This window comes from Paracoccus haeundaensis, assembly GCF_006239215.1.
Taxonomy (GTDB): Bacteria; Pseudomonadota; Alphaproteobacteria; order Rhodobacterales; family Rhodobacteraceae; genus Paracoccus; species Paracoccus marcusii.
Genome location: NZ_VDDC01000014.1, coordinates 1 through 13046 on the forward strand (window position 1 = coordinate 1; position 13046 = coordinate 13046).

9 protein-coding genes and 1 pseudogene are annotated in these 13046 nt (G+C 69.7%); 7 read left to right on the plus strand and 3 right to left on the minus strand.

Features of this window, described 5'->3' with window-relative positions; translation table 11 throughout:
- The coding region (locus tag FHD67_RS08775; RefSeq protein ID WP_139598479.1) for an SPOR domain-containing protein at positions 1 to 848 on the minus strand (848 nt) is incomplete at its 3' end.
- A gap of 73 nt (positions 849 to 921) precedes the next feature.
- Positions 922 to 2664 carry an arginine--tRNA ligase gene (gene argS, locus FHD67_RS08780; protein ID WP_045981793.1) on the minus strand — a complete coding sequence of 581 codons (1743 nt, stop codon included), beginning with the start codon at positions 2662 to 2664 and terminating at the stop codon, positions 922 to 924.
- A 270-nt stretch (positions 2665 to 2934) separates the two neighbouring features.
- Here argS and FHD67_RS08785 point away from each other — a divergent pair.
- A pseudogene (locus FHD67_RS08785) lies at positions 2935 to 4512 on the plus strand (DEAD/DEAH box helicase); the annotation flags it as partial.
- 557 nt (positions 4513 to 5069) lie between these two features.
- On the plus strand, positions 5070 to 6587 hold the full coding sequence (lnt, locus tag FHD67_RS08790) for an apolipoprotein N-acyltransferase (protein ID WP_139598481.1): 1518 nt from the start codon (positions 5070 to 5072) through the stop codon (positions 6585 to 6587).
- 19 nt (positions 6588 to 6606) lie between these two features.
- Here lnt and FHD67_RS08795 read toward each other — a convergent pair whose 3' ends face one another.
- Positions 6607 to 7236: a J domain-containing protein gene (locus tag FHD67_RS08795; RefSeq protein WP_046000058.1), complete on the minus strand. Its 630-nt coding sequence runs from the start codon at positions 7234 to 7236 to the stop codon at positions 6607 to 6609.
- Between the two features lie 82 nt (positions 7237 to 7318).
- On the opposite strand from FHD67_RS08795, the gene FHD67_RS08800 reads away from it, so the two are divergent.
- The 5 genes from FHD67_RS08800 (at position 7319) to FHD67_RS08820 (ending at position 13005) form a co-directional block, all read left to right on the plus strand.
- The gene (locus tag FHD67_RS08800; protein WP_045981785.1) at positions 7319 to 7579 is read left to right on the plus strand and encodes a BolA family protein; all 261 of its coding nucleotides are present in this window, start codon (positions 7319 to 7321) and stop codon (positions 7577 to 7579) included.
- A gap of 73 nt (positions 7580 to 7652) precedes the next feature.
- Complete coding sequence (glpX, locus tag FHD67_RS08805) at positions 7653 to 8618, plus strand: class II fructose-bisphosphatase (protein ID WP_046000057.1); 966 nt, start codon at positions 7653 to 7655, stop codon at positions 8616 to 8618.
- A gap of 71 nt (positions 8619 to 8689) precedes the next feature.
- Complete coding sequence (gene recJ / locus FHD67_RS08810; protein ID WP_139598482.1) at positions 8690 to 10441, plus strand: single-stranded-DNA-specific exonuclease RecJ; 1752 nt, start codon at positions 8690 to 8692, stop codon at positions 10439 to 10441.
- Between the two features lie 69 nt (positions 10442 to 10510).
- Positions 10511 to 11203, plus strand: a complete 693-nt coding sequence (locus FHD67_RS08815; protein ID WP_046000055.1) for a metal-dependent hydrolase — start codon at positions 10511 to 10513, stop codon at positions 11201 to 11203.
- The gene (locus FHD67_RS08820) at positions 11200 to 13005 is read left to right on the plus strand and encodes an aminopeptidase P family protein (RefSeq protein WP_246071270.1); all 1806 of its coding nucleotides are present in this window, start codon (positions 11200 to 11202) and stop codon (positions 13003 to 13005) included. Before FHD67_RS08815 ends, FHD67_RS08820 begins: the two co-directional genes overlap by 4 nt.
- Positions 13006 to 13046: the final 41 nt, after the last annotated feature.

Genomic DNA, 13046 nt, shown 5'->3' on the forward strand with positions numbered 1-13046 from the left:
TCGGGGGCCGGCGCCGGGGCCTGGGCCAGGGCGGTCTGCGCGGCGACGGGCGCGGGTGCCGCGGCAACCTGCGTCACACGGGGGCGCGGCGTGGGGCGGGCCGATGCGACGACCACGGCGGGGTTCGCCTCGGCCTGGGCCTGGGCCAGCGCCTCGGCGATGGCTGCGGACTGTGCCGGAAGACCGTTCTCGTCGGTGACGACCTCGGTCACCGCACCCTCGCTGGCGGGGGCGTCGATGATCGCGGCTTGATTGACGGCGTGATCGGCCAGGGCGCGTTCGGCGGCGGCGGCCGCCTCGGCCTCAGCCAGGGCGCGGGCCTCGCTGTCGGACAGCGGCACGATGGGCTCGCCCGCGAAAGTCAACGGCGTCTCCGACGGGTTCGAGGGTTCGCGGGCGGTGGCGCCCAACTCTCCCATGGCGACGTCATCGGCGGACAGGTCCACCGGTGCCGGCGCGATCGCGACCTGCTCGGTCGGCGACAGGACCTGCCCACCGGCGACCGAATTCACGGCCAGTCCTGTATGGTTGGTCAGCTGACCGCCCGGATCCTCGGCGGTGGTGCGGGCTTCGCCCTGGACGGCGCGGATGACGGGCACGCCCGACACGTCGCGCGACACCAGCTGCCAGCCCCAGGCCATCAACCCGACCATCAGCGCCACCGATGCGACCGCGCCCATGTAATGGGTCACCCGCGCCAGCCGCGCCGGCAGGCCGTCGGCCTGCCCGGGGTGCTGTGCCTGACCGGCAGCCGCTGCCGGCTGTCCGTTCTGATCGTAAGAGAATTCGCGCTTCACCTTGTGACGCGAGAAAACGTAGCCGCCTTCGCGGAAGTCCATCACTGCCATGTTCGCCTGCCCGCCGGTTGTCCCGGATTAACTTTTGCCTGCTCTCAGCCTTCCCCGGCGGCGACGCATTCGGTCAGCGCATTTCTTCCGCCGGAGTGACGCCAAGAATAGCGAGACCAGATGAAATAACAACGCCAACCGCCCGGACCAGCGCAATTTTTCCTTGGCTTGTGACCGCGTCGCCATCCTGGATGAATCGCAGCGACATGTCGTCATTGCCGCGATTCCACAGCGAATGCAGGTCGGATGCCAGTTCATACAGGAAGAACGCCACGCGATGGGGCTCGTGCGCGCGGGCCGCGTTCTCGACCAGGCGCGGCCATTCGGCGACCTTGCGGGCCAGTTCCAGCTCGGCCGGGTGGGACAGGACGGACAGATCGGCATCCGCCAGGGTCGAATCGTCGACCGCGATCCCGGCCTCGGTCGCGCGGCGCAGCACTGAATGGACGCGGGCGCTGGCATACTGGACGTACCAGACCGGGTTGTCCTTGGACTGTTCCAGCACGCGGGCAAAGTCGAAATCCAGCGCCGCGTCGTTCTTGCGTGTCAGCATGATGAAGCGCGTGACGTCGGCCCCCGCCTCCTCGACCACGTCGCGCAGGGTCACGAAGGTGCCGGCGCGCTTGGACATCTTGAACGGCTCGCCGTTCTTGTACAGCTTGACCAGCTGGATCAGCTTGACGTCCAAAGGCACGCGGCCGTTCGACAGCGCCTTGACCGCCGCGTTCATCCGCTTGACGTAGCCGCCGTGATCGGCGCCGAAGACGTCGATCAGCTGATCGAAGCCGCGGTCGATCTTGTCCCAGTGATAGGCGATGTCGGGCGCGAAATAGGTCCAGGCCCCGTCCGACTTCTGGATCGGCCGGTCCACATCGTCGCCATGCGCGCTGGACCGGAACAGCAGCTGCTCGCGCGCCTCCCAGTCCTCGGGCAGCTTGCCTTTCGGCGGCTCCAGCACGCCGCGATAGATCAGGCCCTGCGTGTCCAGGCGCGCGATCGCATCCTCGATCCGGCCGGTGCCGTACAGCGCCTTCTCGCTGGAATAGACGTCCATCTCGACGCCCAGGATCGCCAGGTCGCCGCGGATCTGCTCCATCATCGCCTGCGTCGCGAATTCGCGGATCTCCTCCAGCCATTCGGCCTCGGGGCGGTCCAGCAGGCTGTCGCCGTACTTGGCCTTCAGCGCCTCTCCGACGGGGATCAGATAGTCGCCGGGATACAGCCCCTCGCGGATCTCGGGCTCCAGCCCGTTCGCCTCGCGATAGCGCTCGTATGCCGAGCGGGCCAGCACGTCGACCTGCGCGCCGCCGTCATTGATATAGTATTCGCGCGTGACGTCATGGCCGGAGAACGCCAGCAGCCGCGCCAGCGCATCGCCGAAGACCGCGCCGCGGACATGGCCCACATGCATCGGACCGGTGGGGTTGGCGCTGACGAACTCGACGTTGACCTTGGCATTCGCCCCAAGGTCGGACCGCCCGAATTCGGTGCCGGCCTGCAGGGCCGACCGGATCACGCCCTGCCAGACCACCGGCGACAGGCGCAGGTTCAGGAAACCGGGGCCCGCGACCTCGGCCGCGCTGATGCGGGGGTCGGTCAGGCGCGCGGCCAGGCGGTCGGCGATCTCGCGGGGCTTCATGCCGGCGGGCTTGGCCAGCACCATCGCGGCATTGGTGGCCATGTCGCCATGCGCCGGGTCGCGGGGCGGTTCGACCGTGACATTGGCGGTATCCAGGCCTGCGGGCAGCTCTCCTGCGGCGGCCATCTGGTCCAGCGCCTCGACGACGACGCCGCGCAAATCGGTGAAAAGGTTCATCATGGGCTTCCTGATTGACCCCCGGGGGTTACCCTTTCGAACGGGGAGAGGTCAACCGAAAGCCCCGCGCCACCGCCCCGCCGGCGGGACGGACCACGCAAAAGATTGACGCGGCAGCGCCTTTGGTCTACGCGATGCGGGCCTGCATCCGGCAGGCATCAAGGCGGGGCGTCCGTGTTTGCGTCCCAACTTAGCCGCCACTGCGCCAGACGGGCGCGCGGCTTGGAACGCATCGCGCCAGAACGGGCGCGGCTTAATGGAAAGCCCCGAATGACAAAGTTCTCTGATCTGAAGCTGGACCCCAAAGTGCTGCAGGCCGTGCTGGAAGCCGGCTACGAGACGCCGACGCCCATCCAGCAGGGGGCTATCCCGCCCGCCTTGGAAGGCCGCGACGTGCTGGGGATCGCGCAGACCGGAACCGGCAAGACCGCCAGCTTCACCCTGCCGATGATCACGCTTCTGGGCCGTGGCCGCGCCCGCGCGCGCATGCCGCGCAGCCTGGTGCTGTGCCCCACGCGCGAACTGGCCGCCCAGGTGGCCGAGAATTTCGACACCTATGCCAAGCACACCCGCCTGACCAAGGCGCTGCTGATCGGCGGCGTCAGCTTCGGCGAACAGGACAAGCTGATCGACCGCGGCGTGGACGTGCTGATCGCCACCCCGGGCCGCCTGCTGGACCATGTCGAGCGTGGCAAGCTGCTGCTGACCGGCGTTCAGATCATGGTCGTGGACGAGGCCGACCGCATGCTGGACATGGGCTTCATCCCCGATATCGAGCGCATCTTCCAGCTGACGCCCTTCACCCGCCAGACGCTGTTCTTCAGCGCCACCATGGCCCCCGAGATCGAGCGGATCACCAACACCTTCCTGCATTCGCCCGAACGGGTCGAGGTCGCGCGCCAGGCCTCGGCCAGCGAGACGATCACGCAGCGCCTGATCCAGCTGACCCCCACCCGCCGCGACATGGCCGCCAAGCAGAAGCGTGACCTGCTGCGCGCCCTGATCGACGCCGAGGGCGAGGGGCTGACCAACGCCATCGTCTTCTGCAACCGCAAGACCGACGTCGACATCGTCGCCAAGTCACTGGCGAAATACGGATACGACGCGGCTCCGATCCACGGCGACCTGGACCAGAGCCAGCGGACCCGCACGCTGGAATCGTTCCGCGACGGCAAGCTGCGCCTGCTGATCGCGTCCGACGTCGCGGCGCGCGGCCTGGATATCCCGGCGGTCAGCCACGTCTTCAACTATGACCTGCCCAGCCATGCCGAGGACTATGTCCACCGCATCGGGCGCACCGGCCGCGCGGGCCGTCTTGGCACCTCGATCAGCATCGCCGTGCCGTCCGACGACAAGTATCTGGCCGCGATCGAGCAGTTGCTGAAATCCTCGCTGCCGCGGGTCGAGGCGCCGGCAGGATTTGCCGGTGGCGACGCACCTGCGCGCGACGACCGCAAGGCCGAAGGCAACGCCACGGAGGATCGCAAGGGCGGATCGCGCGAACGCGGCCGTCGCCGCCGTCGCGACGAACCCCGCCCCGAGGCGGAAGCCGCAGCGCCCCCCGCACCCGTCGCGACCGCAGCCGAACCGGAGGCCCGCATGGAGCCCAAAGCGCAGCCTGAACCCCGCCCCGAACCCGAAGCGCGCGCCGAGCAGCCGCGCCGCGAGGAGACCCGCAAGGACGAACGCCGCGAGGATCGTCGTGACGACCGCCGCGGCGACCGCCGGGATGACCGTCGCGACGGACGCCGTGGTCGCGATCAGGACAACCGCGGGTCGCAGGTGATGGGCATGGGCGATCACATCCCCCAGTTCATGCTGGTCGAACTGCGCAGCGTCGGCCTGTCGGACGACGCCCCGACCGAAACCGTGGCAGAGGCCCCCGCCGCCGATCCCGCCCCCAAGCCCGCACGCCGGTCGCGCGGCCGCGGTCGCGGCAAGGCGCAGGCCGAGACGGCGACCGAAGCCCCTGTCGAAGCCCAACCCAAGGCCCTGCAGCCCGACACCGTGCCGGCCGACGCCGCCCAAGTCGCGCAGCCCGTGGCCGAAACGCCCGTTCAGGCAGAGGCACCGGCGGTCGAACCCGGCGCGGAACCCAAGCCCAAGCGCACCCGCGGCCGCAAGAAGGCCGAGACGGCCGAAACCGAAGCCCCCGCCGTCGAGCCGGTCGAGGAGACAGCGCCCAAGCCCAAGCGGACGCGCAGCCGCAAGCCCGCCACCGATGCGGCAGAGGCCCCCGCCGAAGCCGCGGCCGATGCGCCCAAGCCCACCCGTCGCCGCAAGGCCGCGACCGCCGATGCACCCGCCGCCGATGCCGCGACGGACGCGCCGGAAAAGCCCAAGCGTACCCGCCGCAAGAAGGCCGACGCCGACGCGCAGCCCAAGGACGCTGACGCGCAGGCCTGATGCGCCGAACGCCTCGCCCGCTATCCCGACTGCGCGGGGGCCGTCCGCCCCTGCGCAGTCTTCTGCTCGATCTGGCCCTGGGCCTGATCGCCGCCCTGGGCCTTGCGCCCCTGGGCATCTGGGCCGCGACGCCGCTGGCGATGGCCGCGCTGATCTGGCGCCTGTCGCCCCTGCCCGCCGCCGCCGTGTTCTGGCACGTGCTGGCCGCGGGCTTTGGCTGGTTCGCCCTGTCGCTGTCCTGGATCACCGAACCCTTCCTGGTCGACATTGCCCGCCACGGCTGGATGGCCCCCTTTGCGCTGATCCTGATGGCGCTTGGGGGTGCCCTGTTCTGGGCGGTGCCGGCCGGCGTGGCCGCCCGTCTGTCCCGTGGTCCCGCTGCGCAGGCCACGGCGATCGCTGCGGCACTGGTCCTGTCGGACTGGCTGCGCGGCTGGATCTTCACCGGCTTTCCGTGGGCCCAGATCGGCCACGCATGGATCGACACGCCCGTCGCCCAGATGGCCGCGTGGACCGGGGCTTTGGGCCTTGGCACGCTGACGATGGCGCTGGCCGCACTGCCGGTCCTGTTACGCGCGCGCGCGGTGATGGCGACAGCCCTGGCCGCGGCCCTGCTGGCAGGTCCGTGGATCGCGGGGACGATGCGGCTGGCCGCACCGGTGCCTGCCGACCGGCCCGTCATCCTGCGGATCGTGCAGCCCGATGCGGCGCAGCACCTGAAGTGGGACCCCGAATGGTCCACGGTCTTCTTCCAGCGCCTGCTGGACCTGTCCGCCGAACCCGGCCCCCGCGATCTGGTCATCTGGCCCGAGACAGCCGTGAACTTCCTGCTGGAGGATGCCGACGCGGTCCTGCCGATGATGTCCCAGGCCGCGGGCGCGCCTCTGGTCATGGGCATCCAGCGCCGCGAGGGCAGCCGCTTCTTCAACAGCCTTGCGACCATCGTGCCGGGCGGACAGGTCACCCAGGTCTATGACAAGTTCCACCTGGTGCCGTTCGGCGAATACGTTCCCTGGGGCGACGCACTGGCCCATCTGGGCATCGGCGCCTTTGCCGCGCGGCAGGGCAACGGCTATTCCACCGGTCCCGGACCGCAGATCATGTCGGCGCCGGACGTTCCCGACTTTCAGCCGCTGATCTGCTATGAGGCGATCTTTCCCCAGCACCTGCGCCATCTGGACCAGCGCCCCGGCTGGCTGCTGCAGGCCACCAACGACGCATGGTTCGGCACCCTGTCGGGCCCGTACCAGCATCTGGACCAAGCCCGCCTGCGCGCGATCGAGACGGGGCTGCCGCTGGTACGCGCCGCGAATACAGGGGTCAGCGCGGTGGTGGACGCCCGCGGGCGCATCCTGGACAGCCTGCCCCTGAACCAGCCCGGAAAGATCGACGCCGCGCTGCCCGGCGCGCTGCCCGCGACGCCGTGGCTGGCGGTCGGGAACGTGCCGGTCGTGACGCTGCTGCTGCTGGTTCTGGGCCTGGCCCTGTGGCCGCGCCGCCGGGGGCGCGCGGCCTGACGTTGTCCGCCTGGCGACCCTAGTCGCGGATGAACCGGCTTTCCTTGATCTGATCCCAGGCCCAGACCACTTCGGACAGGCGATCCTCGTCGGAACGGTCGCCGCCGTTCATGTCGGGGTGCAGGTCCTTGACCAGCGATTTGTACTGCTTGCGGATCTCGGCGCGGGTCCAGTGATCCTTGGCCTCCAGGATGTCCAGGGCGCGGCGTTCGGTGGGCGGCAGCTTGCGCGCGCTGGACTGCGCGCGCGATTCCGGCGCGGTGCCGTTCGCGCCCAGGATCTCCAGCGGGTCGCTGACGCCGTGGCGGGCCCACTTGTCCTCGGCCGCGGCGCGACCGAAGGGCTTGGTGGGGCGTTCCCAGACCGTCGCATTGTCGATGAACTGCTGGAACTCCTCCTCGGACTGGCCCTGGAAGTAGTTCCAGTTCGCGTTGTAATCGCGGACGTGCTCTTTGCAGAACCAGAAGTAGTCGTCGAGGTTGCGCGGGTTCTTGGGTGCGCGATACTGGCCCGGCTCGTCGCATCCCTCGCGCTCGCAGGTGCGGGTCGAGGTCTCGAACGCCCCCGACATGCCGCGCCGCCCTTTGGTCTTGCGCTTCTTGTCCTTGGCGGCGGAAATGTCGAAACCGAACGGGTCGTTCTTGCTCATCCTGGGGCACCTTTGCGACTCAAGGCGGGCAGTTTAGGCTATCTGACGGGACATGAAACCCCTTGACGGAAAGGATATGCGGATGATCGCGGACCAGATGACCGAACGGCTGGCAGCCCTGCAGCCCACTACCCTGCAGGTGCTGGACGAAAGCGAGGATCATCGCGGCCATGCAGGCTTTCGCGACGGGGGCGAAAGCCATTTCCGCATCCGCATGGCCAGCCCTGCCTTTGCCGGGCTGACGCGGATCCAGCAGCACCGCCTGGTCCATGCGACCCTGGGCGACATCGTGCCGCGGATCCACGCGCTGGCGCTGGAACTGTCGGAAAGCCCGGACCGTTAGCGCCGTCAGGCTTGCTGCCCCCTGTCCCGCCCCCTAGAAAGCCCCCAACCTGCAGCACGAAGGGATGAGGGACATGACCGCGCCGAAGGATTTCAACGACAGGATGCTGTCCCTGGGGCTGGCCCGCGTCAGCGAGGCGGCAGCCCATGCCTCGGCCCGGCTGATCGGCCGCGGCGACGAGAAGGCCGCCGATCAGGCCGCGGTGAACGCGATGCGCGACCAGCTGAACATGCTGGACATCAAGGGCGTCGTCGTCATCGGCGAGGGCGAGCGCGACGAGGCGCCGATGCTGTTCATCGGCGAGGAGGTCGGCACCGGCGAGGGCCCCGAGGTGGACATCGCGCTGGACCCGCTGGAGGGCACCACCCTGACCGCCAAGGACATGCCGAACGCGCTGACCGTCATCGCGATGGCGCCGCGCGGCACGCTGCTGCACGCGCCCGACGTCTATATGGACAAGCTGGCCGTGGGGCCGGGCTATCCCAAGGATGTCGTCAGCCTGGACATGAGCCCGGCCGAACGCGTGCGCGCCCTGGCCCGCGCCCGCGGCTGCGAGGACGGCGACATCACCGTCTGTATCCTGGAGCGTCCGCGCCATGAGGAGATGATCGCCGAGGTTCGCCAGACCGGCGCCGCGATCCGCCTGATCACCGACGGCGACGTGGCCGGCGTGATCCACTGCGCCGAGGCCGAGCTGACCGGCATCGACATGTACATGGGTTCGGGCGGCGCGCCCGAGGGCGTCCTGGCCGCGGCCGCGCTGAAATGCATGGGCGGGCAGATGTGGGGCCGGCTGATGTTCCGCAACGACGACGAACGCGGACGCGCGAAGAAGGCCGGGATCACCGACCTGGACCGCATCTATGCCCGCGACGACCTGGTCACCGACGACGTGATCTTTGCCGCGACCGGCGTCACCGACGGCTCGATCGTCGCCGGCGTCAAGCGCGAGCCGGGATACCTGACGACCGAGACCATCCTGATGCGGTCCAAGACCGGATCGGTGCGGCGCATGACCTATCGCAACCCGGTGAAGTGAGGTAAGGGGGGGCCCCGCGCCCCCCTGTCCCGTCCCGGGACGACCCCGGGGCCTTTGGACAAAGAAGACACATGACGGCATTTCTGGGCATCGACAGCTCGTTGACCGGGCGGCGGTGGATCGGACCGCCCGCCGATCTGGAACGGCTGGCCGAAGGACTGGCCCAGCAGGCGGCCCTGCCCCTGCCGGTGGCCCGCGTGCTGGCCGAACGCGGCGTGCCGCCTTCCGAGGCGGCCGGGTTCCTGGCACCCAAGCTGCGCGACCTGCTGCCGGACCCGCTGACCCTGCGCGACATGGACGTCGCCGCCGAACGGCTGGTCGATGCCGCCGTCAACGGCCAGCGCATCGCGATCTTTGCCGATTACGATGTCGACGGCGGATCGTCGGCCGCCCTGCTGATCGACTGGCTGCACCAGCACGGGCGCCAGGCGACGCTCTATATCCCCGACCGGATCGACGAGGGCTATGGCCCCAACGTCCCCGCCATGACCGCGCTGGCGGCGGCGCACGACCTGATCGTCTGCGTCGACTGCGGGACGCTGTCGCATGACGCGCTGGTCGCCGCCGCGGGCTGCGACGTGATCGTTCTGGACCACCACCTGGGCGGAGAGACCCTGCCCCCCGCGCTGGCCGTCGTGAACCCCAACCGCATGGACGAGAACGGCGCCCTGGGCCATCTGTGCGCCGCGGGCGTGGTGTTCCTGACGCTGGTTCAGGCCGGTCGCGTGCTGCGCCAGCGGGGCCTGCCGCAACCGGACCTGATGGCGATGCTGGATCTGGTTGCGCTGGCCACGGTCGCCGATGTCGCGCCGCTGATCGGCGTCAACCGCGCCTTTGTCCGCCAGGGGCTGGCCGTGATGGCGCGCAGGCAGCGGGCGGGTCTGGTCGCGCTGTCCGACATCGCCCGGCTGGACGGCGCGCCAAGCGCGTTCCACCTGGGCTTCCTGCTGGGTCCGCGCATCAATGCGGGTGGGCGCGTGGGTCGCGCCGATCTGGGCGCGCTGTGCCTGTCCTGCCGCGACGCGTCGCAGGCCGATCAGCTGGCCCGTCAGCTGGACGCGCTGAACAGCGACCGCCGCACGATCGAGGCCGCCGTCCGCCTGGAGGCCCTGTCCCAGGTCGAGGCGCGGGGCGATGCGCGCCTGTCCTGGGCCGCGGGCGCGGGCTGGCATCCGGGCGTGGTGGGCATCGTCGCCGCCCGCGTCAAGGAGGCGACCGATCTGCCATCCGTGGTGATCGGGGTCGATCACGGCATCGGCAAGGGCAGCGCCCGGTCGGTTCCCGGCGTCGATCTGGGCCGCGCGATCCAGCGTCTGGCGCATGAGGGTCTGCTGCAAAAGGGCGGCGGGCATACCATGGCCGCAGGCCTGACCGTCGAGGAGGCAAAGATCCCCGCCGCGATGGACCGGCTGGCCGAGCTGATCGCCCGCGATCTGGCGGGCCGCACCGGGTCGGGCGAACTGCGCATTTCGGGCCTTTTGGAGCCGTCGGGTGCCACCGCGCCCATGTACCGCATGCTGGAGGATGCCGGTCCCTTCGGGCAGGCCGCCCCCGCGCCGCGCTTTGCGTTTTCCGACCAGCTGATCGACAGCGCCGCCACCATGGGTGACCGCCACCTGCGCCTGCAGTTCCGCAGCCCCGGCAGCCCCCCGATGGAGGCCGTGGCCTGGGGCGCGATGGACGGCCCGCTTGGTCCCGGCCTGATCGGCGCCAAGGGGCGGCGGTTCCACCTGGCCGGCAAGCTGGAGCTGTCGACCTGGGGCGGGCGGGAACGCCTGCGCCTGCGCCTGGACGATGCGGCACCCGCGACCGGCAACCTTTGACCCCGCCGGGGGTTCTGGTCACGACCGGACGCGGCCGCTAACCTGCCGCGACAGCGCGAAGGAGACCCCATGAAACTGACTTGGCTTGGCCATTCCGGCTTTCGTCTGCAGATCGAACAGGCCGTGATCCTGATCGACCCCTGGTTCAGCGGAAACCCCGTCTTTCCCGACGACCGGCGCGCCGAGGCCATCGACGGCGCCACGCATATCCTGATCACCCACGGCCATGGCGATCATACCGGCGACACGCTGGCCCTGGCCAAGGAGCTGAAGATCCCCGTCGTGGGCATCTTCGACCTGATCGGCCATTGGGAAAAGACCGACAAGATCGAGGGCATCGGCTTCAACAAGGGCGGCACGGTCGATCTGGGCGGCGCGCAGGTGACGATGGTGAACGCGACGCATTCCAGCTCGATCAGCGGGCCGGACGGTCCGGTCTACGCGGGCCACGAATCGGGTTACATGATCGCGGGCGACGGGCATGTGATCTATGTCTCGGGCGACACCGACATCATGGCCGACATGGAATGGATGGGCGACCTGCACAAGCCAGACATCGGCATCCTGTGCGCGGGCGGGCATTTCACCATGGACATGTCGCGCGCGGCCTATGCGGCCAAGCGCTATTTCGACTTCAAGACCGTGATCCCCTGCCATTACAAGACCTTCCCCCTGCTGGAACAGTCGGCGCAGGTGCTGATCGACGCCCTGTCCGGCGTCGACGTGATCGAACCCAAGGTGATGGAGGCCATCGCGCTGTGAGCTTTCAGACCTTCGACGACCCGGCGGGCGGGGGCGATCATGCCGCCCGCCTGAGTACCCTTCGCCATCTGATGGCCCGCGAACAGCTGGACGCGGTCATCGTGCCGCGGGCGGACGTGCATCAGGGCGAATACGTCGCCGATGCCGACGCCCGGCTGGCTTGGCTGACCGGGTTCACCGGCAGCGCGGGATTCGCGATCGTGACGGCTGACCAAGCGGGCGTCTTCATCGACGGCCGCTATCGCGTGCAGTTGCGCAGCCAGATCGACCTTGGTCATTTCACCCCGGTGCACTGGCCCGAGACGCGTCCCTCCGCCTGGCTGGCCAAGGCCTTGCCCCAAGGCGGGCGCGTGGGTTTCGACCCCTGGCTGCACACCCGCAAGGAGATCGCCGGGATGGAGGGCGCGCTGACCGACACCGGCATCGCCCTGATCGCGCTGGACCACAATCCGGTCGACGCGATCTGGCCCGACCGCCCCGCCCCGCCCGTGGGCCCTGTCCGCATCCACCCCGACGCCATCGCCGGAGAGAGCGCGGCGCAGAAACGCGCCCGCCTGGCCACCGATCTCAAGGCGCAGGGGCAGGCAGCGGCGCTGCTGACGCTGCCCGACTCGATATCCTGGCTGCTGAACATCCGCGGCAGCGACCTGCCCAAGAACCCGGTGGTGCAATCCTTTGCGGTGCTGTCGGACAGCGGCGATCTGGCGCTGTTCGCGGACCCGGCCAAGTTCGACGCCGACCTGCGGGCGCATCTGGGCAATCATGTCCACATTTTGCCGCATGACGCGCTGGCTGCGGCGCTGACCGACCTCGAAGGCCCCGTGCGCCTCGATCCCGGCTCCGCGCCCGAGGCCGCGTTCCGCATCCTGGAGGCCGCGGGCACCACCGTCGTCGCAGGCCCCGACCCCGCCGTCCTGCCCAAGGCCCGCAAGAACGCGGCAGAGCTTTCGGGCATGCGCAGCGCCCATCACCGCGACGGGGTGGCCATGGTGCGCCTGTTGGCATGGCTAGACCGTCAGGACCCCGCCGCCCTGTCCGAGATCGACGTGGTGCGCCAACTGGAGGGGCTGCGCCGTGATCAGGGCATCCTCGACATCAGCTTCGACACGATCATGGGCGCCGGTCCGAACGGCGCCATCGTCCATTACCGCGTGACCGAGGCGACCAACCGTCGGTTGGCCGCGGGCGACCTGCTGCTGATCGATTCCGGCGGCCAATACGCCGACGGCACCACCGACATCACCCGCACCGTGCCCCTGGGCGATCCGCGCCCGGACGCGGTCGGGCCCTTCACCGCGGTGCTGCGCGGCATGATCGCCCTGTCGCGGGCGCGCTTTCCGACCGGCGTGACCGGGGGGCATCTGGACGCCCTGGCGCGTCAGTTCCTGTGGTCGCAGGGTCTGGATTACGATCACGGCACCGGCCACGGCGTCGGCGCGGCACTTTGCGTGCATGAAGGCCCGGCGCGGATCAGCCGCGTCAGCGACGTGCCGCTGGAACCCGGCATGATCCTGTCGAACGAGCCCGGCTACTATCGCGAAGGCAGCTTCGGCATCCGGATCGAGAATCTGATCGTCGTGACCCAGGCCGATGCCGAACCGGGCCGCCAGATGCTGGGCTTCGACACGCTGACGCTGTGCCCCATCGACCGCCGCCTGATCGACCGCGCCGCGCTGTCGGCCGACGATGTCGCCTGGCTGGACGCCTATCATGCCCAGGTTCGGACCAGCCTGTCGCCCGATCTTCAGGGGCAGGATCTGGACTGGCTGACGGCGGCGACCGAACCGCTCGGCCAGGTGTGACATCCGGGGGGTGCGGGGGGCAGGCAGCCCCCCGCGCCGCC